At 68.4% G+C, this 24,838-nt stretch carries 20 protein-coding genes and 1 tRNA gene; 16 read left to right on the forward strand and 5 right to left on the reverse strand.

Annotation, left to right across the window (positions count from 1 at the left end; all coding sequences use genetic code 11):
* The first annotated feature begins 34 nt into the window (after positions 1–34).
* The 3 genes from ACI7YT_RS03685 to ACI7YT_RS03695 all read left to right on the forward strand — a co-directional run bounded on the left by ACI7YT_RS03685 (position 35) and on the right by ACI7YT_RS03695 (position 5,237).
* A complete protein-coding gene (locus ACI7YT_RS03685; RefSeq protein WP_406249140.1) occupies positions 35–1,042 on the forward strand; it encodes a helix-turn-helix transcriptional regulator in 1,008 nt (335 codons plus the stop codon).
* 69 nt (positions 1,043–1,111) lie between these two features.
* Positions 1,112–1,187 (forward strand) — tRNA-Met (locus tag ACI7YT_RS03690).
* Positions 1,188–1,382: 195 nt separating this feature from the next.
* Positions 1,383–5,237 carry an SdrD B-like domain-containing protein gene (locus ACI7YT_RS03695; RefSeq protein ID WP_406249141.1) on the forward strand — a complete coding sequence of 1,285 codons (3,855 nt, stop codon included), beginning with the start codon at positions 1,383–1,385 and terminating at the stop codon, positions 5,235–5,237.
* Between the two features lie 51 nt (positions 5,238–5,288).
* On the opposite strand, the gene ACI7YT_RS03700 is transcribed toward ACI7YT_RS03695, so the two are convergent.
* The gene (locus tag ACI7YT_RS03700) at positions 5,289–5,492 is read right to left on the reverse strand and encodes a CDGSH iron-sulfur domain-containing protein (RefSeq protein ID WP_406249142.1); all 204 of its coding nucleotides are present in this window, start codon (positions 5,490–5,492) and stop codon (positions 5,289–5,291) included.
* Positions 5,489–6,532, reverse strand: coding sequence for an iron-containing redox enzyme family protein (locus ACI7YT_RS03705; RefSeq protein WP_406249143.1), 1,044 nt, complete (start codon positions 6,530–6,532; stop codon positions 5,489–5,491). The genes ACI7YT_RS03700 and ACI7YT_RS03705 overlap by 4 nt, the downstream gene beginning before the upstream one ends.
* Before the next feature lie 185 nt (positions 6,533–6,717).
* On the opposite strand from ACI7YT_RS03705, the gene ACI7YT_RS03710 reads away from it, so the two are divergent.
* The 3 genes from ACI7YT_RS03710 to ACI7YT_RS03720 are packed head-to-tail and all read left to right on the forward strand — an operon-like array spanning position 6,718 to position 9,656.
* Positions 6,718–7,062, forward strand: a complete 345-nt coding sequence (locus ACI7YT_RS03710; RefSeq protein WP_406249144.1) for a PLD nuclease N-terminal domain-containing protein — start codon at positions 6,718–6,720, stop codon at positions 7,060–7,062.
* A complete protein-coding gene (gene menD, locus ACI7YT_RS03715) occupies positions 7,059–8,753 on the forward strand; it encodes a 2-succinyl-5-enolpyruvyl-6-hydroxy-3-cyclohexene-1-carboxylic-acid synthase (protein ID WP_406249145.1) in 1,695 nt (564 codons plus the stop codon). Before ACI7YT_RS03710 ends, menD begins: the two co-directional genes overlap by 4 nt.
* A 48-nt stretch (positions 8,754–8,801) precedes the next feature.
* Complete coding sequence (locus tag ACI7YT_RS03720; RefSeq protein WP_406249146.1) at positions 8,802–9,656, forward strand: PPK2 family polyphosphate kinase; 855 nt, start codon at positions 8,802–8,804, stop codon at positions 9,654–9,656.
* Positions 9,657–9,833: 177 nt separating this feature from the next.
* Here the strand turns inward: ACI7YT_RS03720 and ACI7YT_RS03725 are convergent, their stop codons facing one another.
* Complete coding sequence (locus tag ACI7YT_RS03725) at positions 9,834–11,078, reverse strand: isochorismate synthase MenF (protein ID WP_406249147.1); 1,245 nt, start codon at positions 11,076–11,078, stop codon at positions 9,834–9,836.
* A gap of 77 nt (positions 11,079–11,155) precedes the next feature.
* Here ACI7YT_RS03725 and ACI7YT_RS03730 point away from each other — a divergent pair, with 77 nt between their 5' ends.
* The 6 genes from ACI7YT_RS03730 (at position 11,156) to ACI7YT_RS03755 (ending at position 17,222) form a co-directional block, all read left to right on the forward strand.
* On the forward strand, positions 11,156–11,758 hold the full coding sequence (locus ACI7YT_RS03730; RefSeq protein WP_406249148.1) for a DUF402 domain-containing protein: 603 nt from the start codon (positions 11,156–11,158) through the stop codon (positions 11,756–11,758).
* A 27-nt stretch (positions 11,759–11,785) separates the two neighbouring features.
* The gene (locus tag ACI7YT_RS03735; RefSeq protein ID WP_406249149.1) at positions 11,786–12,607 is read left to right on the forward strand and encodes a ubiquinone/menaquinone biosynthesis methyltransferase; all 822 of its coding nucleotides are present in this window, start codon (positions 11,786–11,788) and stop codon (positions 12,605–12,607) included.
* A 35-nt stretch (positions 12,608–12,642) separates the two neighbouring features.
* Positions 12,643–13,704, forward strand: a complete 1,062-nt coding sequence (locus ACI7YT_RS03740; protein WP_406249150.1) for a polyprenyl synthetase family protein — start codon at positions 12,643–12,645, stop codon at positions 13,702–13,704.
* 35 nt (positions 13,705–13,739) lie between these two features.
* Complete coding sequence (locus tag ACI7YT_RS03745) at positions 13,740–15,110, forward strand: FAD-dependent oxidoreductase (protein WP_406249151.1); 1,371 nt, start codon at positions 13,740–13,742, stop codon at positions 15,108–15,110.
* A 29-nt stretch (positions 15,111–15,139) separates the two neighbouring features.
* Positions 15,140–16,177 (forward strand): alpha/beta hydrolase, encoded by a 1,038-nt coding sequence (locus tag ACI7YT_RS03750; protein WP_406249152.1) that lies wholly within the window; start codon positions 15,140–15,142, stop codon positions 16,175–16,177.
* Between the two features lie 208 nt (positions 16,178–16,385).
* Positions 16,386–17,222, forward strand: a complete 837-nt coding sequence (locus ACI7YT_RS03755) for an endonuclease domain-containing protein (RefSeq protein ID WP_406249153.1) — start codon at positions 16,386–16,388, stop codon at positions 17,220–17,222.
* A 94-nt stretch (positions 17,223–17,316) separates the two neighbouring features.
* On the opposite strand, the gene ACI7YT_RS03760 is transcribed toward ACI7YT_RS03755, so the two are convergent.
* Together ACI7YT_RS03760 and ACI7YT_RS03765 are read right to left on the reverse strand one after the other, a co-directional pair.
* The gene (locus tag ACI7YT_RS03760) at positions 17,317–17,940 is read right to left on the reverse strand and encodes a GntR family transcriptional regulator (RefSeq protein WP_406249154.1); all 624 of its coding nucleotides are present in this window, start codon (positions 17,938–17,940) and stop codon (positions 17,317–17,319) included.
* Between the two features lie 366 nt (positions 17,941–18,306).
* Positions 18,307–18,795 (reverse strand): YajQ family cyclic di-GMP-binding protein, encoded by a 489-nt coding sequence (locus tag ACI7YT_RS03765; protein WP_264156975.1) that lies wholly within the window; start codon positions 18,793–18,795, stop codon positions 18,307–18,309.
* A 187-nt stretch (positions 18,796–18,982) separates the two neighbouring features.
* On the opposite strand from ACI7YT_RS03765, the gene ACI7YT_RS03770 reads away from it, so the two are divergent.
* The 4 genes from ACI7YT_RS03770 (at position 18,983) to ACI7YT_RS03785 (ending at position 24,631) form a co-directional block, all read left to right on the forward strand.
* Positions 18,983–20,191: an extracellular solute-binding protein gene (locus ACI7YT_RS03770; protein WP_406249155.1), complete on the forward strand. Its 1,209-nt coding sequence runs from the start codon at positions 18,983–18,985 to the stop codon at positions 20,189–20,191.
* A 63-nt stretch (positions 20,192–20,254) separates the two neighbouring features.
* Positions 20,255–21,868 (forward strand): ABC transporter permease subunit, encoded by a 1,614-nt coding sequence (locus ACI7YT_RS03775; protein WP_406249156.1) that lies wholly within the window; start codon positions 20,255–20,257, stop codon positions 21,866–21,868.
* A gap of 1 nt (position 21,869) precedes the next feature.
* Complete coding sequence (locus ACI7YT_RS03780; RefSeq protein ID WP_406249157.1) at positions 21,870–22,757, forward strand: sugar ABC transporter permease; 888 nt, start codon at positions 21,870–21,872, stop codon at positions 22,755–22,757.
* A 2-nt stretch (positions 22,758–22,759) separates the two neighbouring features.
* Positions 22,760–24,631, forward strand: coding sequence for a glycoside hydrolase family 13 protein (locus ACI7YT_RS03785; RefSeq protein ID WP_406249158.1), 1,872 nt, complete (start codon positions 22,760–22,762; stop codon positions 24,629–24,631).
* Positions 24,632–24,838: the final 207 nt, after the last annotated feature.

Below are 24,838 nucleotides of genomic sequence, written 5' to 3' on the forward strand. Positions count from 1 at the left end.
GATCCTGTCCGCATGATCTGGCAATCTTGACGATATGACCGACACCACCTCCCGCGCCCTCTCGCTGCTGAACCTGCTGCAGACGCATCGCCACTGGTCGGGCGCCGAACTCGCACGCCGCCTCGAGGTCACCGAGCGGACCGTGCGCCGCGACGTCGATCGACTGCGCGAACTGGGTTATCGCGTCGAATCGGCACCGGGCGCGGCAGGCGGGTACCGCCTCGAAGCGGGCAGCGCGGTCCCTCCGCTGCTGCTCACCGACGACGAGGCGGTCACGATGACGATCGGACTGCGTGTCGCGGCGACGCAGCAGCTCGTCGGCGGCGCCGAGGTGACGCTCACGGCGCTCGCGAAGCTCGAGCAGGTGCTTCCGTCTGCACTGCGCCGCCGGGTGAACGCGCTCGCCGGCGCGGTGCAGCCCGCGCGCATCGGGGAGGGGCCCTCCGTGTCGCCGGTGGTGCTGGGGGAGCTCGCGCTGGCCGCTCGCGACAGCGAGCGCGTGCGGTTGCGCTACACCGACGGGCAGGGGGCTCAGAGCATCCGCCGGGTCGAGCCGCACGTGCTGTCGCCGGCCGGACGCAAGTGGTACCTGCTGTGCTGGGATCTCGATCGCGATGATTGGCGGACGTTCCGCGTCGACCGGATCGACGACATCGAGCACACCCGCGTGCTGTTCTCACGACGGGAGATCACCGAGGAGGAGGTCGCCGAGCGCATCCTGATCGCGACCTCGTGGTCGCCGCAGAAGATCGAGGCGGACGTGGTCATGGAACTGCCGATCGAGCAGATGCAGGAGTACTTCGGCGTCTGGGCGCAGGGCGCCACCGCCGAGACCGGCGGCCGCACGCGCTGGCCGATCGGGGGCGGCGACTGGCGGGAGGCGCTGTACGGGATGCTCTACATTCCGGCCGGGGTCGACTACGTCACGGATTTCCCTGAGCCCGGTCGTTCCGAGCTGCGCGAGTCGCTCACCCGGGTGCTGAAGGCTCTGGATGCCGAGCCGCCGGTGCCGCGTCATCCCGCGTCATCCGCTGACTCATAGTGTTATCCCAGCTTGCAGCCCTGGCCAGGAAGATCACGGGCAGGTAACGTCGATTGCGTTGCAAGACATCGCGGCGATCCGGGCGGTCCCGGGCTCCAGCTCATACCTGGAAGCGCTGCGGGTTCGACTCCCGCCGTCGCGTCCACTCCGTTCGGATCGATTCGCGCTTTCCGCGTAATAGTTCGGCACTTCCTCGCTCTCTCCCTGTGACGGGCCACCCGAATGGCCCGTCGACTCGTGTGCCGCATCACGCGGCACCATCGCGAAGGCGCGTGAAGTTCACGTGCCTTTCTGTGTGTTCGTGCGCTGTGGTGGCGTGCGTTGGGGACAAAGGGGAAAAATGTCCAAGGACGATTCGGCGCGCCCGCGCGCGCGCACTCTCATGCACTGGTTGGCCGGGATACTGGTCGCCCTGCTCGCGGTCGGAGGCGTCGGCACGCCGGCGTTCGCTGCGGGCGGCAAGGTCACGCTGTTCCCGGTGGAATCCGGGAGCTCGCACAACGGGATGCCGGTGCTGACCGAAGGCGGGACGTACAACCTGCAGCTCGGCTACGGGAGCATGGACGACGGAGCGGTAGTCGAGATCACGCTGCCCGAGGGGATCACGATCCCCGATCCGGCACTCGTCGTGCCGGCGGGCAACACCGCCGTCGAATCACTCGAGGTGAACGACGCCGGACACCTGGTCGTGACGTTCAAGGACCCGTTCCCGACGGACGTCAACCAGGGTGTGCTGGATCTCCAGTTCACCGTCGACGTGGTCGAGCAGTCCGAGGTCCGGGATCTCGTTTGGGAGGTCGATGGCGAGCAGACGACGCAGACGGTCATCGTGACTGACGAGGGCGACTCGCCGCGCGACACCGCGACCGGCGCGAACAAGTCGGCCGCCTGGGTGTCGATCCCGCACACCGTCGTCGACGGGACGGTCGTCTTCGACGAGAGCGTCCTGGACATCGAGATCCCCTACACCGTGACGATCTCGAGCGCCGAGGCGCGCGAGATCACGCTGACCGACACTCTCGGCGCGCACCTGGCGTTCGTGGACGGTTCGCTGTCCGGTTCGAAGGTCGTCCGCGATGAGAACGACCTCAACCCGATCACCACGGAGCTCGACGGCCTGCCTGCCATCTCGGGCACGACGTTCAGTTACGGCTTCGACGCCGAAGCCAACTCGGTCTACACCTTCGCCTACAAGGCGCGGATCGCGGATGCCGAGGCGCTCGCCGCTGTGCGTGACGAGCTCCAGGCCGCGTACGACGCCGTCGACAAGGTCAACGGCGGCAACTACGCGGTCACGCTGACCAACGGCGCCGACATCAAGGGCGAGAAGCGGACGGCGAGCACCAGCATCAGCGGCTCGGTCAAGGGGCAGGACCGCCCCGGCACCGGCAGCGCGTTCAGCAAGACCGCCGACCCGACCGCCGTCACGCTCGACGAACAGGTCGCAGCGGGTTCGACGCTGTCCGACGGCATTCCCGTGACGTACACATTGGGTGCTGACTTGACCGTGTTCGCGGACTTCGCCGACGGGCCGTTCGCTCTGAACCGCAACGTGGTGATCCGCGACACACTCGCCGATCAGGCGTCGTGGAACATCGACGACGCGGGCTTCCTCCGTCTGGTGGACCAGAACGGCGACGAGGTCGCGCTGACCCCGGCATCCGATCTGTCCGGCAATGCCGAGAACGCGATCGCAGCCGACGAGTATGTCGGCACCTACGTCGTGTCCGGCCAGACGATCTACCTCAACGTCGGCAAGGACACCACGAAGAGCTACACGCTCACGGCGAAGGCGACCATCGAGTCGCTGTCGCAGTGGCCGACGTACGAGACGCAGTACGAGACCCGGTACCGCGTCGACAACAACGCCTATTTCATCTACGCGGACGGCCGCTACGAGGCGAAGGGTGCGTCGACGACCATCACGGTTCCGAAGAACACGGACGACGGTGTCGATGACCCGAGCAAGTTCGCCAAGACGACCCAGGGCGGCACCGTGACGGTCAGCTCGGGGACGTCCGCACTGATCCCGTACACGTTCACGATCGGTCAGGGCGTCGGGGATGCCGCGACCTCGCGCATCGTCGACGACATCGATCACGACGTGTTCGACGTCACGGAAGAGACGCTCCCGCAGATCAAGGCGTCGATCACGGGGACGTACGCCTGGAACTATCCGCTGGACGGCGACACGTTCGACGTGTCGATCGACGAGGCCGGCGACCTCGTGATCGCCCCGAACGCGGAGTTCCCGAAGGATGCGTCCTGGGGCGCGTCGGCGGCTGCGCCGTACACCGGGACGTGGAACATCACGATCTCGCTGCCCACGCACGTGCTGCAGGGCAAGCAGACGCTCGACGTCGTGAACTCGGCGCGCTACGAGGGTGCCGATCAGGAGATCGTGTACACGTCGAGCTCGAGCACGACGGCCACGAGCTACGGCAACGAGATGGAGGTGCGCAAGCGCGTCTACGATGCTGCGACCGGCACCTTCACGTCGAACCTGCGGGTCGAGACGGACGACACGGGCGCACTGGTGCAGAACGAGTTCGTCTACCGTGTCGAGCTGATGCCGCACGGCACCTTCGCGAACATGGTCGAGGATGTCGTCGACCGGCTTCCGGAGGGCGTCGAGTTCGTCGGCTTCGTGGACGACGCAGTGTCCGAGGCGACGACCGATGGGCCGACTTACGCGATTCCCGGTTCGCAGCTCGTCGCCTCGTACGACGCGGATGCCGAGACGGTGACCGTCGAACGCGGTCGCGTGACGCCGGGCGAGACGGTCGCGCTGCACTTCGCGGTGCGCATCGTCGAGCACGAGCCGAACATGGGCATCACGAACGTGATCGGAGCGGCCGGAGCGACCATCACGCCGACGAACGACTATCCGCTGAGCCTGCTCAAGCGCGACAGCACGAACGCGGCGAAGATGATCACGGACGCCGATGCGCGGTTCTCCGTGCTCGGGGCGGATCAGAGCACGGTCGTGCTGAGCGACCTGCGCGTCACGGACGGCAAGATCGTCACGGCGGACGGCGCGACTCCGGTCGTCGCGGAGCCGGGCGTCTACTGGCTGCGCGAGGACGTCGCTCCGGCCGGATACGAGAAGGCGGCGGAATCGAGCCGGATCGTGGTCGGTGAGGACGGCGGCTCGGCCGACGTCGTGCTGTTCAACACGCCAGGCGAGACCGTCGAACCGGAGCGGACGTACGCCATCGGCGACGTCGTCTGGATCGACGCGGACAAGGACGGCGTGCAGGAGAAGTCCGAGCAGGTGCTGCCGGGCGTCACGGTCGAACTCATCCGCGACGGAGAGGTGATCGGCACGACCACGACGGACGAGTTCGGTCGCTACCTGTTCGACGAGCTGCCGGCGGGGGAGTACCAGGTGAAGTTCACCCTCACCGATGAGCAGAAGGAGATCTACACCTTCACCACGGCGGATGCCGGGGATGACGATGCTGCGGATTCCGACGCCGACCCGGCGACGGGTCTGACCACCACGATCGTGCTCGGCGAGGACAACACGCGCCTCACGCTCGAGTATCCCTGGGGAGAGGTCCGGGCGACGGAGGGCATCGACCCGACGTGGGATGCCGGCGTGATCGTGCGGGACGCGCCGGTGGATCCGGTGGACCCTGTGGATCCGGTGGATCCTGTGGATCCTGTGGATCCGGTAGACCCTGTGGATCCCGTGGACCCGACGGACCCGACGGATCCCGTGGACCCGGTTGATCCGGTCGACCCGACGGACCCGACGGACCCGACGGACCCGACCGACCCGGTGGATCCCGTGGACCCGACGGATCCCGTGGACCCGACGGATCCCGTGGACCCGACGGATCCTGTGGACCCGATGGAGCCTGTCGACCCGACCGATCCGGTGAATCCGGTCGACCCGACGGACCCGGTGGACCCGACCGACCCGGTCGAGCCGGTCGACCCGACGAACCCCGTGGAGCCCGTCGACCCGGTGAACCCGGGGCCGACGGACCCGACCGTTCCGGTGACGCCTGAGCAACCCGCACCGGTGACGCCCGGCAACGGCGGGATCGACCCCGCTCACCCGGGTACGCCGGGTGTGAACGAGCTGCCGCGCACCGGCGGTTCGCTCCCGCTGGGCCTGGCCGCGACTGCGCTCGTGCTGCTGTTCGCGGGTGGAGCGGTCCTGTTCTGGCGGCGCCGCAGGGCCTGACGTGCAGACGAACGGGACGGCGCGAACGCGCCGTCCCGTTCTGGCCGGTCTTCAGTCCCCCTCCGTCCGGAAGCCGGCCGCCTTGTGCGTCCCATCGCAGAACGGCTTGATCGCCGACAGCCCGCACCGGCACAGGGCGACCGTGCGGCGGTTGCGCTGCACGGGCTCACCGTCCGGCGTGCGCAGGTCGACGTCTCCGCGCACGAGCAGCGGACCGTCCGGATACGGCGTGATGGTCGCGCGCTCGCCGGTCATGAGCTCGCCCCCGATCGCAGCGAGGATTCGCCGCGTGACCAGGCATCCAGCATGTGCCGACCGACCCAGCCGTCGACGGTCAGGCAGGCCGCGGCCCCGAACATGATGTCCGCCAGCAGGTCGGGGCGGTCCTCGGCGAGAGCGCCGGCGAGGTCTCGGGCGGCGATCTGCTCGTGGACGGCATCCGCTTCGACGTGCTCGTCGAAATAGTCGGTGACGTCGTCTCCGAAGCCGAGCCGGCGCAGACCGTCGGCATACAGGCGGTTCGGGATCGACGACGTCATCTCGAACGCGGCGAGGTGGCCGACGATCGCTCCGAGCAGGCGCCGGTTGAGCCCGAACATCGACATCATGTTGTGCGAGGCGAGGGTGATCGCGGGAACGTCGTCGACGTAGGTCCCGTAGGTGTCGTCGAGTCCTGCCCCGCGCAGGGATGCCGCGAAGATCGCCGCGTGGACGCGATCCGGTCGTCCACCGCCGTATTCGTCGGCCTGGATCTCGACCAGCGCGGCTTTCGCCCGCCCCGGCAGGCGGGGGATCGCCCACGAGTGGGGATCGGCTTCCCGCAGCGTGTACACGGAGCGCTGGATGAGGAATTCCCTGGCCTGCTCCGACGTCGCCGTTCTCGCGAGGTGGCGAGACAGGCTCGGTCCGGAGTCCGCCGCGGTCAGAGCGAACAGCGACCGGGCGACGGCGTCGGCGGTGCGCGCTGGTAGGTCGGGTTGCGGAACCTGTGCGCGCAGCGCCTGCTCGAAGCGCTCCTCCAGCATCCGTCGCGTCGCGATCAGCTCCGGATCCCACTCCTTGTCCGGCGAGAACGACTCGATCGAGCCGTAGGAGGAGGCGTACAGGGCGAAGAGGGCGAGCTGGATGTCGTCGTCGTGGACGATATCCGGGGTCTGCGCGAGCGCCTGTCCGGCCAGTACGCCGTGGTCGAGGTCGGTGTCTCCACCGCCGAGGTGCTGCAGGACGGCTTCGCCGAGCGGGCCGCGTCCGGAGAACGGGAGGTGGACGACGGGGGCGACAGCAGCGAGCGTCACGATGATCTCCGATCCTGGTGCGATCGGCGCGACCCGATCCTGGTGTCTCCGCAGTCTGTCGCTCGGGGCGCAAGGCGGGAACGGCCTTGACCGGCGGCCGGGGGACAGGGTACGAACCGAGCTCCGCGTGGGGCCGGCATCGTCGTTGGGGGCCGACGTGCAGACAAGCGGCCTAGACTGAGGGCGTGGTTCGACTGTTGTTCATCGGAGGCCTGCTGGCCCTCGTCTTCTGGGTGTTCAGCATCGTCGACTGCGCAGTGCAGCCGGCGACGCGACATCGTGGCGTGTCCAAGGGCGTCTGGATCGCGATCGTGGTCCTGATTCCCGTCATCGGCGGCATCCTCTGGTTCACGATCGGCCGCTACCGCGCCGGTGGTAAGGGAGTGGCACGTTCGGTCGCACCGGATGACGACCCCGAGTTCCTGCGCAGCATCAGCAAGACCGAGCAGGACGACCGCATCCGCCGTCTTGAGGAAGAACTCGCCCGCCTGGACGACGAGAACGACGGCCCGGCGGAACCACGGTCGTGACGGCCTCCCCGGCCACGAATGCCGCGGCGTCCCTGATCGCCTCGCTCATCGCACACGGCGTGCGCGATGTCGTGCTCTCACCGGGGTCGCGATCGCAGGCGCTCGCGCTCGCCGCGACGCACTTCGCCCGGCAGGGTTCGCTGCGCGTGCACGTGCGGATCGACGAGCGGGTCGCGGGCTTCACTGCCCTGGGTATCGCCCGTGAGCAGCGGGCGCCGGTGGCGATCGTCTGCACGTCCGGAACCGCGGTGGCGAATCTGCTGCCCGCTGCGATGGAGGCGTTCCACGCCGGAGTGCCCCTGCTGCTGCTGACCGCCGACCGTCCGCCGGAGCTGCGAGGAGTCGGCGCGAATCAGGCGACCGTCCAGCCCGGGCTGTTCACACCGTTCGCGCGACTCAGTCTCGATGCACCGGTGCCGGGCGACGACGACGCGTTCGACTGGGCGGCGCTCGGCGAGCGGGCCGTATCGGTCGCGCTCGGTGCCGTCGACGATCCCACCCGGCCGACCGCGGCACCGATCATGGGCGTCGCAGGTCCGGTTCATCTGAACCTCCCGTCCCGAGAGCCGCTGTCGGCGGCTCTCGCATCGTCCGTGACGGCGACGCCGGGGCCGGCCCCCAGCACGGCCCCGATGCCGCCGCTCGCAGTGCACCACGGGCCACGGACACTGGTCGTCGCCGGCGCCGATGCGGGTCAGGACGCCGAGGCCGCAGCGCACGCCGGAGACTGGCCGCTCGTCGCGGAGATCGTCAGCGGTGCGCGCTTCGGACGAAATCTCGTGCACGGGTATCGTGCACTCCTGCGCGATCCGCAGCTCGGGGGCCGCATCCAGCGCGTGATCGTGTTCGGGCATCCGACGCTCAGCCGCGAGGTGACCGCCCTGCTGCGCCGCGCCGACGTCGACGTCGTGGCGGTGCGATCCGGCGGCGAGGCGCTGAATCTCAACGGGCGGACGACCTCCGCGGCATCCGTCGTCGTGGCAGAAGGCGACACGGACCGGTCGTGGCTCGGTGCGTGGCGGGCGGCGTCGGCCGCGGCATCCGTCGACCTGTCCGATCCGGCGCCGGACACCGACGGCCTGCTCTCCGCCGATGCGGCGATCAGACGCGATGCGGTCAGCGCCGAACTCGCCGCCGTCCGCCGACCCTTGGACAGGGCGCTGCTCGCCGATGCCGTCTGGCGGGCGACCTGGCCGCACGACCGGCTCGTGTTCGGTTCCTCCAGGCTCGTCCGCGTCGCGGACGCGGTGCTGCCGGGCAAGAAGGTCCCGGTGCACGCCAACCGTGGTCTCGCCGGCATCGACGGCACGATCGCCACAGCCATGGGCATCGCGATCGCGAGCCGGGCCGCCGGCGCTGCGGGCGTCACCCGTGTGCTGCTCGGCGACCTCACGCTGCTGCATGACGTCGGTTCGCTCCTGCTCCCGCCGGACGAGCCCGAACCGCGCCTGCAGGTGATCGTCGGCAATGACCGCGGGGGGACGATCTTCGATTCGCTCGAGGTCGCATCCGAGGCCCGGGGGGAGGACCTCGACCGCGCTTTCTACACCCCGCACACGGTCGGGATCGAGCACCTGGCGCGCGCGTACGGCTGGGAGTATCAGCGGGTCACGACCCGGTCGGCGCTCGATCAGGCGCTCACGACTCCGGCCGGTGGGCGCCAGCTCATCGAAGTCCCGCTCGAGCGCTGACCGCGCCCGAGTCCCCGCGCGAACCAGGGCATCCGGCATGATGGGCGCATGAGCACACACGGCTGGCACGCCGACGCATCCGAGGCCCTGCGCGTGAGCGAGGGGTTCCGCCTGGCGGATGTCGACCCGCACGGCACCCCGGGATACGACGGCGACAAGCTTCGCGGCCATCAGGATCTCGCCACGCGCGTGCACGACCTGGACGAACTGCAGGAACGGCTGTGGGCCGCGAGCCGTGCCGGAAAGACGCAGGATGCCGTGCTGCTCGTGCTGCAGGCGATGGATTCCGCGGGCAAGGGCGGTATCGTCCGGCACGTGGTCGGCGGTGTCGACCCGCAGGGCATCGAGCTCGCCGCGTTCAAGGCGCCCACCGAGGAGGAGCGCGCGCAGGACTTCCTCTGGCGGGTCGAGAAGCGACTGCCCTCGCCCGGCTACATCGGCGTCTTCGACCGCTCGCACTACGAGGACGTCCTGATCGGGAAGGTTCGATCCCTCGCGGATGCCGCGGAGATCGAGCGACGCTACGACGCGATCAACGAGTTCGAGGCGCGGGTCGCGGCATCCGGAACCCGGATCGTCAAGGTCATGCTGCACATCTCGCCGGATGAGCAGAAGGAGCGGCTCATGGAGCGGCTCGATCGCCCGGACAAGCACTGGAAGTACAACCCCGGCGACGTCGACGAGCGGATGCTGTGGCCCGCGTACATGGACGCCTACCAGACCGTGTTCGACCGGACGTCGACGGATGCCGCGCCCTGGCACGTCGTGCCGGCGAACCGCAAGTGGTACGCGCGTCTCGCCGTGCAGGAGCTGCTGCTCGCCGCGCTGCAGGACATCGACCCGCAGTGGCCGGCGGCGGACTTCGACGTCGCCGCGGAGAAGGCGCGCCTCGCCGCGAGCTGAGCGCGCCCCTGTCGCCGGGGAGGTGCCGCGTGTGGTCGCCTCGGGGCGTGCGATGCGGCCATATGGGTCCCCTGGTGGTGGGCGGGGGCGGTGTCCTGCCGGGGAGGTGTCGCGTCTGGCCGCCTCGGCGCTCGCGATGCGACCAGAAGCGCCCTCTGCAAGAAGCCGGAAGCGCCCCTACGCCAGCGCGTCGACCAGCGGGCGGAACTTCACGCGCGTCTCGAGCAGCTCCGTCTCCGGATCGCTGCCGGCGACGATTCCCGCGCCGGCGTACGCGGTGACGGCGATCGGGGCATCCGCTGAGGCATCCGCGTCGAACTGGGCGCAGCGCAGGGCGATGGCCCACTCGCCGTTGCCCTCGGCATCCACCCATCCGACCGGGCCGGCGTAGCGGCCCCGATCGAACGGCTCGAGCTCCCGGATCGCGGCGATCGCGGCCTCCGTCGGGGTGCCGGCCACCGCGGCGGTCGGATGCAGCGCGCCGACCAGATCCAGTGCGGACTCCCCGTCGGCCAGCTCGCCCTCGACGTCGGTCGCGAGGTGGAACAGGTTCGGGAGCTTCAGCAGGAAAGGCTGCTCGCTCGCCGCCATTGCGCGCACGTGCGGGCGCAACGACACCAGCAGGCTCTGCACGGCGTACTGGTGCTCGTCGAGATCTTTCGTGCTGGAGGCGAGGGATGCCGAGGCGACCGTGTCGGCATCCGGGTCCGCACCGCGTCCGATCGTTCCGGCGAGGACGCGCGCGGTCACGCTGCCGTGCTGTGCGGTGACGAGGGTCTCCGGGCTCGCGCCGATCAGCCCGTCGACGGCGAAGGTCCAGGTGTCGGGGTATCCGGTCGAGAGGGCGCGGACCAGGCGACGCAGGTCGGAGCCGGCCGGGATCGTCCCGGCGAGATCGCGCGCGAGGACGACCTTGCTGAGCTCCCCGGCGGCGATGCGGTCGAGGGCCGCCTCGACCGACGCCTGGTACCCCTCCGGCGTCTGCGCGCCGGGACCGACGGTACCTGCCCAGTGCGGTCCGTACTCGCTCTCGGCGAGCGGGGCGTCGGCGCTGATGCGGGTGATCCAGCTGCGTCCGTGGCGCTTGCCCACGATGATCGACGGCACGATCAGGATGCTGTCGACGGCCGAATCCTCGTCGAACGTGAGAGTGCCGAACGCCACGAGTCCCGACCCGGGGAGGTTCACGGTGTCGTCGATGTCGGCATCCGCGCAGAGGGCGCGCCAGGCTTCCGAGGCGATCGCAGCACGGGACGGACCGACGCCGGCGGGGACGCGGATCACGGCGGCGACACCGGATCCTGCCGCGACGAATCCGTCGCCGCGACGCAGCCAGGCGAGGGGGGCGGCGGGGTCGGCATGGGCCAGCAGATCTTCGACGGGTTCGATCTCGCGGGTCTGCACGACCAGGCTGTTGCTCACCCTTCCAGGATATGACTGCCCCGGACCGATCGGCCGTCCTCGCTCAACGAAAGGGACCGGCCGCATAGGCTGGCACGATGAGCGACCGCCCCGCACCCGGCACCGAGATGATCTTCCAGTGGCGCAAGTGGGACGGCTCGCCGCACTGGCGTCACGAGTGCGTCTACCTCGGATCGGATGCCTGGGGCGACTGGGTCGGTCAGCCGGTGGGGTTCCACAGCGTCCGCCCCGGCGCCGCGTTCGATGCGGACGTCCCGAACGTCACGCTGATCCCGGCCGTCGACCATGTCGGTCAGCGCAACAAGGTCACGCTGATCCCCGCCGCCGCGGAGTACGCGTTGACCGTGAACCGTGATCATCCGCGGGACCTCCGCATCTACATCGACATCGCCTGGGATGTCCGCTGGGAGAGTCCGCTGCTGGCCACCGGCATCGACATGGACCTCGACGTCATCCGCCGCACGAATGACGAGGGCACGTACGTCGACGACCGCGACGAGTGGGCCGAGCACAGCGCCAGGTACGGATACCCGGCCGACGTCATGGAGCTTCTGGAGGCGCTGACCCTCGACCTCGAGGACCGCGTGCGTCGTCAGGTCGCGCCGTTCGACGACGCCACAGGGGATGCCTGGCTCGACCGCCTCGTGGCGCTCGGCCTCGATCGTCCCCTCGCTCGTTGAGCGGGCGGGTTGCCTAGACTGGAGCCTGTGACTGAGCCCAATCGCGCCGATCTCGGCAAGGACCCATCGCGCGTCAGCGGCATGTTCGATCAGGTCGCGGCGGGTTACGACCGCACCAACATCGTGATGACGTTCGGCAACGACGCATTGTGGCGGGCGGCATCCACCCGTGCGGTCGGCCCGAAGCCGGGCGAGCGCATCCTCGACCTCGGGGCCGGAACGGCTTCTTCTTCGGCATCCCTCGCCCGCAGCGGAGCCGAGGTCGTCGCGGCCGACTTCTCGCCGGGGATGCTGGCGGAGGGCCGCCGTCGCCACGGCCACCTCCCGAACCTGTCGTTCGTCGAGGCCGACGCCACGAATCTGCCGTTCGAGGACGCCGAGTTCGACGCCGTCACGATGTCCTACAGCCTGCGCAACGTCCAGGATCCGAAGAAGGCGATCCGCGAACTCTACCGGGTGACCAAGCCCGGCGGCCGACTGCTCATCAACGAGTTCTCGACGCCGCCGAACCCGCTGTTCCGCGTGCTCTACCGGTTCTACAACGCGCAGATCCTGCCGCGCGTGGCGCGCCTGGCCGGGACGAACAGCGAGGCCTACGACTACCTGAACGAGTCGATCCGCGACTGGCCTGATCAGAAGGCGCTCGCCGCCTGGATCCGCGAGGCCGGCTGGATCGACGTCGCCCACCGCGATCTCAGCCTCGGCATCGTCGCGCTGCACCGCGCGACCAAGCCGAAGGCCGCGGCACCCGAATCCGCGCCGAAGCCTGCACCGAGGGCGAAGCGCGCGACCAAGCCGAAGACCCGCGCCGCGGCCGCGTCGACCCAACCGGCCTCCGAAACGGACTGACCGATCGACACGGACGGTACGGGTAGGCTGAGAACGTGACTTCGAGCCCCACCGCTCCGGGTTCGCGCCTGGCGAGCCGACTCGGTTTCAGCGACCGTGTCTTCATCGGCCCTGCCGCCCGACGCGTGGCGCGGGAGATCGAAGACGGCCTCGAACTGGTCGAAGAAGGACTCGCGGTCGACCTCCGGGTCGCGGATTCCGTGGCGGATGCCGCGAGCCGCTACCTCCTCGAAGCGGGCGGCAAGCGGGTGCGCCCGGTGCTGACGCTGCTGACCGCCCAGCTCGGCGACGGCAACACCACTGCGGTCATCGACATCGCCAAGGCGCTGGAGATGACGCACCTCGGCTCGCTGTACCACGACGACGTCATGGACGGCGCCGACCGCCGCCGCGGGGTGCCAGCCGCGCACGCGGTGTGGGGCAACAGCGTGGCGATCCTCACCGGAGACATCCTGTTCTCCCGTGCCAGCCAGCTCATGTCGCGGTACGGCGACCGCGCCATCCGCCTCCAGGCCGACACGTTCGAGCGCCTGGTTCTCGGCCAGCTGCACGAGACCGTCGGCGCACAGCCGGGCGATGACCCGATCGAGTTCTACATCCAGGTCCTGGCAGACAAGACCGGATCCCTCATCGCCGCCGCGACGCAGGCCGGCGCGCTGTTCGCCAACGCCCCGGAGGAGTACCACGAGCCGCTGCGCGTCTACGGCGAGAAGGTCGGAGTGGCCTTCCAGCTCATCGACGACGTGATCGACCTGTCGGCCAAGCCGGAGGACACCGGCAAGGTGCCGGGCACCGACCTCCGCGCAGGCGTTCCCACGATGCCGTACCTCCTCCTCAAGGCGAGGGCGGATGCCGAGGCGCAGGCCCTCGCGGCCCGCATCGATGACGGCGTCGCCCGCATCGCCGAGGGCGCCGACCCGAGCATCCTGGATCAGCCGTTGGCCGAGCTGCGCGACCATGCCGTCACGCAGCAGACTCTCGAACTCGCCCGCACGTGGACGAACGACGCGATCGCCGTGCTCGCTCCGCTCCCGAAGGGCACCGTGCGCGAGGCGCTGACGCGCTTCGCCGATACCCTCGCCGACCGCAGCAGCTGACGCTCGCCGGTCGCCGCAGCATCCGAAAGGGAAACATGACCAAGCTCAGGCTGGCCATCGTCGGGGCAGGCCCGGCAGGCATCTACGCTGCTGACATCCTGCTCAAGACCGAGCGCTCCTTCGACGTGTCGATCGATCTGTTCGAGCAGCTCCCCGCGCCGTACGGACTGGTCCGGTACGGCGTCGCGCCGGATCATCCGCGCATCAAGGGCGTCATCAACGCGCTGCGGGATGTGCTCGACCGAGGCGACATCCGCATCTTCGGCAATGTCCGCTTCGGTGAGGACATCACCATGGCCGATCTCAAGAAGCACTACAACGCGGTGATCTTCGCCACCGGCGCGATCCGCGACACGAGCCTGGACATCCCCGGCGTCGATGCGGAGGGCTCCTTCGGCGCCGCCGACTTCGTCAGCTGGTTCGACGGGCACCCCGACGTCCCGCGCGACTGGACGCTGGACGCCTCATCGGTCGCGGTGCTCGGCAACGGCAACGTCGCGCTCGACGTGGCGCGCATCCTCGCCAAGCACGCCGAGGATCTGCTGCCGACCGAGATCCCGGACAACGTCCACGCCGGTCTCGAGGCATCGAAGGTCACCGACGTGCACGTGTTCGGTCGTCGAGGCCCTGCCCAGGTGAAGTTCACCCCGCTCGAGCTGCGCGAGCTCGGCGAGCTGCGCGACGTCGACATGGTCGTGTACGACGAGGACTTCGACTACGACGAGGCCTCCAAGGCGGCCGTCGCCAGCAACAAGCAGGTCAAGGTCATCGATCGCGTCCTGCAGCAGTGGCGCACCCGCCCCGGCGCGAACAACGCCGGCGGCGAGGCATCCCGTCGCCTGCACCTGCACTTCTGGGCGCGCCCGGTGGAGATCAAGAAGGACGCCTCGGGCCGCGTCGCTGCGATCGTCTACGAGCGCACCCAGCCGGACGGTTCCGGCGGAGTCCAGGGCACGGGCGAGATGCGCGAGATCGCGATCGGTCAGCTGTACCGCGCGATCGGCTACTTCGGGTCGCCGCTGAAGGATGTGCCGTTCGACAAGAAGCACGGCGTGATCCCGAACCACGAGGGTCAGGTGCTCGCGAAGGACTCGAACGAGCGCGTCCCCGGCGTCTACGCGACCGGATGGATCAAGCGCGGACCGGTGGGCTTGATCGGGCACACGAAGTCCGACGCCATGGAGACCGTGCAGCACCTCGTGAACGACCAGGGTTCGTGGTGGCAGCCGGAGGATCCGTCCGAGGAGGCGATCCCGGCGCTGCTCGCGTCGCGGAATGTCACCTGGACCGATCTGGACGGCTGGCACCGCCTCGACCAGCACGAGATCGCGCTGGGCGCCCCGCATGATCGCGCCCGCATCAAGGTCGTGGACCGCGACGAGATGGTGCAGATCTCCCGGGACTGAGCCGTCGGCCCGATGGGTACTCTGGGCACATGACCGACTGGGCCCCCGACATCCTCGGTGACGAGTTCGAGCAGCTGACGCTGCCGCTCGGGTCGGATGCCGAGGGCGACGTCGTCGCGACGCTCGTGCGCGCGCTGCCCAAGGCTCCGGAGGAGCCGAGCGGGTGGGACCGGTTCGTGCGCCGGTTGCGCGGTCAGCCGGTCACCGCACCCGCTCCCGATCTCGCCGATGTCGACGTGCTGTATGTGCACGGCTGGTCGGACTACTTCTTCCAGAAGCGCCTGGCGCGGTTCTGGACGGCACGCGGCGCGCGCTTCTTCGCGCTGGATCTGCGCAAGTACGGTCGGAGCCTGCGCGACGGGCAGACCCCCGGTTACATCGCCGACCTCGCGACCTACGACGAGGACATCGCGGCGGCTCTGGACGCGATGGCGGATGCTGCGGCATCCGGGCGTCGCCTTCTCCTGCTCGGGCACTCCACCGGCGGGCTGATCCTGAGCCTGTGGGCGTCCCGCAATCCGGGGCGCGCGGCTGCAGTGATCCTCAATTCGCCGTGGCTGGAGTTCCAGCTCGGGTCGGTCAGGCAGGCGATCGCGCCGGTGGTCGGCTGGGGCGCACGGGTGCGGCCTCTGGATGCCGTGCCCCAGGTGGATCTCGGCTTCTACACGCGGGCGCAGGCGGAGGCAGCGGATCCCGATGATCCGGTGGAGGTGAATCTCGCGTGGCGCCCGGAGCAGACGATGCCGGTGCACACGGGGTGGCTGCATGCGATCCTCGCCGGGCACGCGAAGGTCGCCGCAGGTCTCTCGATCGATGCCCCCGTGTGCGTTCTGCTCTCGGCACGGACGACCGTGCCGACGCGATGGTCGGAGGATCTGACGCGTGCCGACAGCGTGCTCGTCGTCGATGACATCGCCAGGGCCGCGCTGAAGCTCGGGCCGTCTGTGACGGTCGAGCGGATCGACGGGGCCCTGCACGACGTGTTCCTATCCCGGCATGAGGCGCGCGAGGACGCCTATCGCCGGTTGGACCGGTGGGTCACGGGGTGGGTGGCGTCCGTCCGATGACTCGGCCGCCCGAGGCCCTCCGGCCCGGACGAATCACGGATGCTGTGACGAATCACGGTTCGATCCGGTGAATCCGTTCGTGATTCGTCACCGGGTCCGTGAATCGTCACCGACCACTCGCCCTGCACAGCTTCGAGTCCCGGGCAGGTTGTCCACAATCGACGCTCTCGGCACCTGGCTGAAGAGCCGATGTCGCAAGGTGGTCCGCATGCTCTCTGCAAAAGACACCATCACGCGGCTCGGCGGAATCGCCCGCGGCTCCACTCTGCAGACGCTCGGTTTCACCCGCCAGGCGCTCGCCCGAGAGACGAGTCGCGGAGCGATCCAGCGCATCCGAAACGGCGTCTTCGCGACGACGGCCCTGAACGACGACGTGAGAACGGCGATCGAGCACGGGGGAACCCTCACCTGCGCCAGCCTCCTGCGCAACAAGCACATCTGGGTGCTTCCGGCACCCGATGGACTCCATGTCTGGATGCCGTCGAAGAGGCATCCCCTCAAGCACCCCTCCTGCAGCTGCGTCTCGCATTACTTCGGTGGCACTGCGCCGCTCGGAACGGCGTCGACCGAGACGGCGCTGCTGCATCTGCGTCGGTGCGCGGGAGACGAGGCGTTCTTCGCCGCCTACGAATCCGCGTGGAAGCAGGGACTTCTCCCGCGTGCGGCCCGCGCACGCATCCGTGTGGCGTTGCCGCGAACGGCTCGTTGGCTGATCGACATCGCGCGAGCTGATGCCGACAGCGGTTTGGAGTCCCTGATGCGATTGCGGTTGCATCTGCTCGGCATCCGGCTCGACTGCCAGGTGGACATCGGCGGCGTCGGCAGAGTCGATTTCGTCGTCGCCGGCCGACTGATCATCGAGGCGGACGGTGACGAGAACCATGGGTCGTCGACGAAACGGCATGCCGATCGGGTGCGGGATGCCGCGGCATCCGATCTCGGATACGAGACGCTTCGCTTCGACTACGCCCAGATCGTCCACGACTGGCCGAAGGTCCAGGCGGCGATCATCGCGGCACTCCGCCGGCTGCGGGTCATCCGGTGACGAATCACGGATGCTGTGACGAATCACGGTTCGATCCGGTGAATCCGTTCGTGATTCGTCACCGGGTCCGTGAAACGTCATCGACGACGCGCGCTCACAACCCGTGGATCGCTCGGCTGGCGTGCTCCGCGGCATCCGCGTCGCCCGTCGTCAGGGCTTCGCGAAGGGCGGCGTGACGGGCCAGCGCGACGTCCTTCTCGTCCGGCACCAGTTCCCGGAGGTTGCGGGCGAGTGCCATGCTGACCTCGCGCAGCAGGCTGTGCTGCAGCGCGTTGCCGCCGAACTCCGACAGCCGGCTGAACAGAGCCTTGCGCGCGACCGAGTACCGAAGGGGATCATCGATGCTCTCGTCCAACGCATCGACGAGCGCTGCCGCCTCGTCGCGCTCGGCGTCGTTCATCCGCTCCGCGGCGAGGCGGGCGACGAAGCCGCCCTGAAACGCTGCGAACTCCCGCGAGTCGGCGACGATCTGGTCGGTGACGGGCGCCACCTCGGTGTACCGGCTGGGGTACATCGTGACCAGCCCGATCCGCTCCAGGCGCTGCAACGCCTCGCGGATCGGCATCCTCGACACGTGCATCTGCACCGCGAGCTCGGCATCTCTGATCCGCTCGCGAGGCGCAAGATCGCCGTTCACGATCGCAGTGCCGAGATGCTGGAAGATCTCCTCCGCCAGCAGCTTCTTCGTTCGTCCGATCCGTCGCGAATCCCCAGTCATCGACTTGCCCCCAAGTACGTCGCTTCCCCAGCCCCTGCGGTGCGGCCGGGGTGTAACTACATCACGAACGGGGACGGGATGCCAACCCGGGATGTGCTGTGGCCGGCGGTCGCAGTGCGCCGACCGGCCACAGGAGGTGCCGGCCCGGCGCACTGCCGGAAGCCCCTCTCGTTCCCCACCGGAGAAGCCTTCTGACCCCCCGATCAGAAGAGGCACCGCCTACCAGCTTCTCGGATCTCGACCCGTATATCAGTATGGGATTCCTGGGTCCGATCAATCCGCGTCAGGTGTGACCCGACCGGCGCCGGCGCAGTCCCTGGAAAGGACGAACGCCGGCATCCGTCGGGATGCCGGCGTCCGGATGCTTCAGCGGTAGTTGATGAACTGCAGGTCGACGTCGAGGTCCGAGCCCTTGAGCAGCGCGATCACGGACTGCAGGTCGTCGCGGCTCTTGGACTGCACGCGCAGTTCGTCGCCCTGGATCTGGCTCTTCACGCCCTTCGGGCCCTCGTCGCGGATGATCTTGCTGATCTTCTTCGCGTTCTCGGAGGAGATGCCGTCCTTGAGCGACGAGACGATGCGGTACTCCTTGCCGCTCGCGAACGGCTCGCCGGCGTCGAGGCTCTTCAGCGAGATGCCGCGCTTGATGAGCTTGGATTGGAAGACGTCCAGCACGGCCTTCGCGCGCTCTTCGGAGTTGGCCTTGATGAGGATCTGCTCGCCGCTCCACGCGATCGAGGCGTCGGTGCCCTTGAAGTCGTAGCGCTGCTCGACCTCCTTGCGGGCCTGGTTCAGAGCGTTCTCGGCCTCCTGGTGGTCGACCTTGGAGACGATGTCAAAAGAGCTGTCAGCCATACAGGAAGTGTAGCGAGCCTGTCGATCCGACGAACTCTTGGAAACGCTTCCAGCCCGGAAACACTCGGCTGGGTACGGTCCCAGGCGGATCGGAGGCGATCGGTCGTTGCAAGAACGGCCGATTTCGTTGCATACTGTAAGCGCTTGCAGTCCTGCAGGCCATCAGCACTCAGAGAGGCACACACCAATGAAGGTGAACAAGAGGGGCATCGTCGCCTTCGGCGCGATCGCTATGGTTTCCACGCTGACGCTGGCCGGTTGCGCGACCGGCAGCACCCCGGAAGAAGGCTCTGGCGAAGAGAGCACCGGAACTCTGACGGTCTGGGTGGATGCCGAGCGCGTCGACGCCCTGGCCGGAGCGGCCGAGGCGTACGAGGAGAAGACCGGCGTCAAGGTCGAGATCGTCTCCAAGGACGTCGACACCATCAAGGACGACTTCATCCAGCAGGTTCCGACCGGCAAGGGCCCCGACATCACGATGGGCGCGCACGACTGGCTCGGCGAGCTCTCCACCAACGGCGCCGTGGCCCCGCTCGAGCTCGGCGACTCCGCCGAGGACTACCTCCCGGTCGCCCTGCAGGCCTCCACCTACGAAGGCACCACCTACATGCTCCCGTACGCGGTCGAGAACATCGCGATCCTGCGCAACGCGGACCTCGTGCCAGAGGCGGCGACCAGTTGGGACGACATGCTCGCCAAGGGCAAGTTCGTCGTGGAGCAGGGTGCCGAGGGCAACCCGTACCACCTGTACCCGTACCAGACCGCGTTCGGCGCTCCGGTGTTCGGCACCGACGAGTCGGGCAGCTACGACCCGACCGACCTGCAGCTCGGCAGCGAGGGCGGCTTCGCCTTCGCCACGTGGCTCGGCGCGCAGGGTGCGGCCGGCAACTTCAACACCGACATCGACGGTGAGATCGCCAAGCAGCAGTTCCTCGACGGCACCGCAGCCTTCTGGCTGACCGGTCCGTGGAACGTCGGTGCAGCCGAGGACGGCGGCATCAACGTGGCGATCGACCCGATCCCCAGCCCGACCGCTGAGGTGGCATCGCCGTTCGCCGGCGTGAAGGGCTTCTTCGTCAGCGCCGAGTCGAAGAACAAGGTCGCAGCGAACGACTTCCTGGTGAACTACATCGGCACCGAGGACGTCCAGCTCGAGCTGTTCGAGACCGGCAACATCCTCCCGGCTCTGACGGCAGCAGCGGATGCCGCGGCATCCGACCCGATCATCGCCGGTTTCCAGACCGTCGGCGAGGACGCCGTCCCGATGCCCGCCATCCCGGCCATGGGCTCGGTGTGGGAGTACTGGGGTGTCGCAGAAGCAGCGATCATCAACGGCGAGGACCCGACCGCGACGTGGCAGAAGCTCGTCGACGACGTCACCGCCGCCATCAAGTAACGAAGTGCAATCCCGTCGGGGCGGACCACGCGTCCGCCCCGACGGCTTCACCACGGGGAAGACATGACTGACACCGTCGAGGTCGACGAGGCGGCAACGCCGCCGACAAAACGCCAGCGCCAGGCCGCGCAGATCGCCGAGGCCGCATCCGGAAGCATCGGCTGGATGCTGTTGAAGATCCTGCTGCTCGCGATCGTGGACGCCGTCGCGCTGTACGCCGTCTTCGTGCTCTTCACGCACCAGGAGTGGCTGGTGCTCGCCATCGTCGTCGCTGTCACGGTGCTGGTCAACTACATCTACTTCTCGCGCAAGCGGGTCCCGGCGAAGTACCTCACGCCGGGCATCATCTTCCTGGTCGTGTTCCAGGTGTTCACACTGCTGTACACCGGGTACATCGGGTTCACCAACTACGGCACAGGGCACAACGGCAACAAGGACCAGGCGATCTCGTCCCTGCTGGCCTCCGCGCAGGAGCGCGTCGAGGACTCGCCCACCTACCCGGTCACGGTCGTCGAGCAGTTCGGCGCCCTCGGTCTGCTGGTCACCGACCCCGAGAGCGGAGACGCCTCGGTCGGCACGGCGGAGCAGCCCCTTCAAGAGGTCGACGCGACCATGGAGGGCGACAAGGCCGTCGCGGTCGACGGCTGGACCACGCTGACGTTCGCGGATGTGCTGTCGCGCTCCGAGCAGATCGAGCAGCTGTCGGTGCAGTTCAGCGACGACCCCAACGACGGTGCGATCCGCACACCCGACGGGCAGAGCGGCTACCTGTACATCTCGACCCTCGAATACGACGAGGCCTCCGATGCGATCGTCGACACGCAGACCGGCGAGGTCTACTCCGACATCGGCACCGGCGCCTTCACCGCCGAGGACGGCACCGAGCTGCTGCCCGGCTGGCAGATCACGGTCGGCTTCGACAACTTCGTCCGCGCCGTCACCGACGAGGCGATCCGCGGACCGCTCATCTCGGTCACGATCTGGACGTTCGCGTTCGCGCTGATCTCGGTGGCGACGACGTTCTTCCTCGGCCTGCTGCTCGCTCTGGTGTTCAACAACACCCGGATGCGGTTCCGCAACGGCTACCGGATCATCCTGATCCTGCCGTACGCGTTCCCCGCGTTCCTGTCGGCGCTGGTGTGGGCCGGCATGATGAACGAGAGCTTCGGCTTCATCAACCAGGTGCTGCTCGGCGGCGCCGAGATCCCGTGGCTGACGGATCCGACGCTCGCCAAGGTGTCGGTGCTGCTGGTGAACCTCTGGCTCGGCTTCCCCTACATGTTCCTGGTGTGCATGGGGGCGCTGCAGGGCATCCCCGAGGACGTCAACGAAGCCGCCGTGATGGACGGCGCGAATCCGTGGCAGGTCTTCCGCCGCATCAAGCTGCCGCTGCTGCTCGTGACGGTGGCGCCGCTGCTGATCTCGTCGTTCGCGTTCAACTTCAACAACTTCAACCTCATCTACATGCTCACCAACGGCGGGCCGCGCTTCAGCGACGTGTCGATCCCGGTCGGGCACACCGACATCCTGATCTCGATGGTCTACAAGGTGGCCTTCACCGGGCAGACGCGCGACTACGGCCTCGCGTCGGCGTTCACCATCCTGATCTTCATCGTGGTGGCGACGATCTCGATCGTCAGCTTCCGCAAGACCAAGGCACTCGAGGAGCTGAACTGAGATGAGCACTGACATCGCCTCGCGTCGCCGGCGGAGCTTCGGAGCCTGGTTCGCGGACACCGGATGGCGCCACGTCGTGGCCATCGTGGTGAGTGCGTTCGCCCTGTTCCCGCTGCTGTACGTGTTCTCGGCATCCCTGAACCCGAACGGCACCCTGACCGGTTCCAACCAGCTGTTCTCCGCGATCGGCATCGACAGCTACGTGCGCATCCTGACGGATCCGCAGAACCCGTACCCGCAGTGGTTCATGAACACCCTGCTCGTCGCGGTCGTCACCGGTCTCGTCACCGTCTTCATCGGTGCGTGCGCCGCATATGCCTTCTCGCGCATGCGCTTCGCCGGACGACGGGTCGGGCTCGTCACCATCGTCGTCGTGCAGATGTTCCCGCAGCTGCTCGCCGTGGTCGCGATCTTCCTGCTGATGTCGACGCTGGGGGACTGGTTCCCCGCGATCGGCCTCAACACGCACACGGGCCTGATCCTCGTGTACCTCGGCGGCGCGCTCGGAGTGAACACCTACCTCATGTACGGGTTCTTCAACACGATCCCCAAGGAGCTCGACGAGGCGGCCCGCATCGACGGCGCCGGTCACGCCCGTATCTTCTTCACGATGATCCTGCCCCTGGTGGCGCCCATCCTCGCCGTCGTCGCTCTGCTGTCGTTCATCGGAACCGTCAACGAGTACGTGATCGCGAGCGTCATCCTGATCGATCCAGAGCAGCAGACGCTGGTCGTCGGTCTCACTAAACTCGTCTCGAACCCGCGATACGCGGACTGGTCGGCTTTCTCGGCAGGTGCGGTCATGGCCGCGATCCCGGTGATGGTCCTGTTCCTGTTCCTGCAGAAGTACATCGTGGGCGGTCTGACCGCCGGAGCCACGAAGGGCTGAGTATGCTGCCGCACCACGACGGGTCCCCGCTGTTCGTCTCGAACGATGCTCCGGTGCTCGGAGAGGTGGTGACGGTCCGGCTGCGGGTTCCGGTCGGACTCGGCCCGCTGGATGCTGTGCGCACCCGCTCCAATCCCGACCACGAGCCGGAGTGGACGGATGCCGTCAGGCTCGGCGTCTCGGACGGCTGGGAGTGGTGGGAGGCGCCGATCACGGTGCGCAACCCGCGGCACGGGTACCGCTTCGTGCTGCTGCATGCCGACGGCGGCATCCAGTGGCTCAACCAGACGGGCCTGCATCGGATCGAAACGCGTGACGACGACGACTTCGCCCTCGTCGCGCATCCCGCGCCGCCGGCGTGGCTGCACGAGAGCGTCATGTATCAGGTGTTCCCCGACCGGTTCGCCCGGTCGGCGCAGGCCGATGAGCACGAGGCGCCAGACTGGGCGATCCCGGCATCCTGGGATGATCCGGTCGACCCGGTGTCGCCGGGCCGCGGCGGCCAGTTCTACGGCGGAGACCTCCCGGGGATCACCGAGCGACTCGATCACCTGGTGTCGCTGGGGGTGAACCTGCTGTACCTCACGCCGATCTTCCCTGCGGCGTCGAACCACCGCTACGACGCGTCCAGCTTCGACCGGATCGACCCGCTGCTGGGCGGCGAAGCCGCCTACATCGAGCTGATCGAAGCCGCGCACGCCCGCGGCATCCGTGTCATCGGCGATCTCACCAGCAACCATTCCGGCGACCGGCACGAGTGGTTCCGGGCGGCGTACGGACACCCCGGCGCGCCCGAGCAGGAATACTACTACTTCACGGATGCCGAGAACACCGCCTACGAGTCCTGGTTGGGGCACAGCTCGCTGCCGAAGTTCGACTGGTCCAGTCCGGAGCTGCGCGAGCGGTTCGTGACGGGTGAGGACTCGATCGTCGCGAAGTGGCTGAAGCCGCCGTTCGGGATCGACGGCTGGCGCATCGACGTGGCGAACATGACGGGTCGCCTCGGCGCTGTCGACCTGAACGCCGAGGTGCGCGGGCTCTTCGCCGAGACCGTGCGACGCGTGAATCCCGATGCGATCCTGCTGGGCGAGTCGACGAACGACGCCGCGAGCGATCTGCAGGGCGATGGATGGCACGGGGCGATGACCTACCCGTCGTTCACACGTCCGCTGTGGGGCTGGCTGAGCGCTCCGTCCGGTATTCCCTATGCGGAATGGGATGGCACGGTCACGACCGAACCCTGGTTCTTCACGCAGCCGTTGGGCGGGATTCCGCGGTACACGGCGCGTGATTTCGTGGATGCCGCGACGCGGTTCACTGCGGGGATGCCGTGGCGGGTGCGGCTGGGGAACATGCAGCCGCTCGATACCCACGACACGGCGCGGTTCGCCACGAACGCGGCGCCCGGAACCGTGCCGGTCGCGGTGGGCTTGTCGATGACGCTCCCAGGCGTCCCGGTGGTGTTCGCCGGCGACGAGTTCGGGCTCACGGGTGCGGATGGCGAATCGAGCCGCACGCCGATGCCATGGGGGAGCGAGAGCGATCCGGTCGTCGCCGAGCGCCTCGAGCTGTACCGGTCGCTCGTCGCGCTGCGTCGAGAGCACCCCGTGCTCGCGACCGGCGGTCTGCGGTGGCTGTACGTCGACGACGAGACGATCGTGTTCGTGCGGGAGTCGGCGGAGGAATCCGTGCTCGTTCTCGCCACGCGCGGGGGAGCGGATGTCGAGCTCCCCACCGGTGCTGTCGTCGTCGCCGGCGCCGAGGCGCTGTTCGGCGACGCGACACTGGCCTCGGCATCCGACGGTGCGCTGCTGCTGGCCGTCGACGGCCCGGCCTTCGCCGCGTGGAGTCTTCCGGGCGTGCGGGTGCCGTAACCCTGCCGAACCCGGACCCGCGGGTTCGGCATGTCCGACCAGGCGCGGCTACAGGTGCGATGACCCGCATGAACCCGGACACCCCGGTATGGCATGTCCGGGTTGCGGCGGGTGGATGCCGGGAGCACCCGCACGAACCCGGACACGCACCGCACGCACCGCACGCACCGCACGTACCGCACGCACCGGGCGCACGGCGTTTCACCC

It is taken from the genome of Microbacterium sp. M (genome assembly GCF_045181065.1).
Classification (GTDB): Bacteria; Actinomycetota; Actinomycetes; order Actinomycetales; family Microbacteriaceae; genus Microbacterium.

Bases quoted from the DNA above. Each gene is read 5' to 3' on its own strand.
- ACI7YT_RS03685 (WP_406249140.1), top strand. From the start codon at position 35: ATGACCGACACCACCTCCCGCGCCCTCTCGCTGCTGAACCTGCTGCAG.
- ACI7YT_RS03695 (WP_406249141.1), top strand. From the start codon at position 1,383: ATGTCCAAGGACGATTCGGCGCGCCCGCGCGCGCGCACTCTCATGCAC.
- ACI7YT_RS03700 (WP_406249142.1), bottom strand. From the start codon at position 5,492: ATGACCGGCGAGCGCGCGACCATCACGCCGTATCCGGACGGTCCGCTG.
- ACI7YT_RS03720 (WP_406249146.1), top strand. From the start codon at position 8,802: ATGAGCACACACGGCTGGCACGCCGACGCATCCGAGGCCCTGCGCGTG.
- ACI7YT_RS03730 (WP_406249148.1), top strand. From the start codon at position 11,156: ATGAGCGACCGCCCCGCACCCGGCACCGAGATGATCTTCCAGTGGCGC.
- ACI7YT_RS03745 (WP_406249151.1), top strand. From the start codon at position 13,740: ATGACCAAGCTCAGGCTGGCCATCGTCGGGGCAGGCCCGGCAGGCATC.
- ACI7YT_RS03750 (WP_406249152.1), top strand. From the start codon at position 15,140: ATGACCGACTGGGCCCCCGACATCCTCGGTGACGAGTTCGAGCAGCTG.
- ACI7YT_RS03755 (WP_406249153.1), top strand. From the start codon at position 16,386: ATGCTCTCTGCAAAAGACACCATCACGCGGCTCGGCGGAATCGCCCGC.
- ACI7YT_RS03760 (WP_406249154.1), bottom strand. From the start codon at position 17,940: ATGACTGGGGATTCGCGACGGATCGGACGAACGAAGAAGCTGCTGGCG.
- ACI7YT_RS03765 (WP_264156975.1), bottom strand. From the start codon at position 18,795: ATGGCTGACAGCTCTTTTGACATCGTCTCCAAGGTCGACCACCAGGAG.
- ACI7YT_RS03770 (WP_406249155.1), top strand. From the start codon at position 18,983: ATGAAGGTGAACAAGAGGGGCATCGTCGCCTTCGGCGCGATCGCTATG.
- ACI7YT_RS03775 (WP_406249156.1), top strand. From the start codon at position 20,255: ATGACTGACACCGTCGAGGTCGACGAGGCGGCAACGCCGCCGACAAAA.
- ACI7YT_RS03780 (WP_406249157.1), top strand. From the start codon at position 21,870: ATGAGCACTGACATCGCCTCGCGTCGCCGGCGGAGCTTCGGAGCCTGG.
- ACI7YT_RS03785 (WP_406249158.1), top strand. From the start codon at position 22,760: ATGCTGCCGCACCACGACGGGTCCCCGCTGTTCGTCTCGAACGATGCT.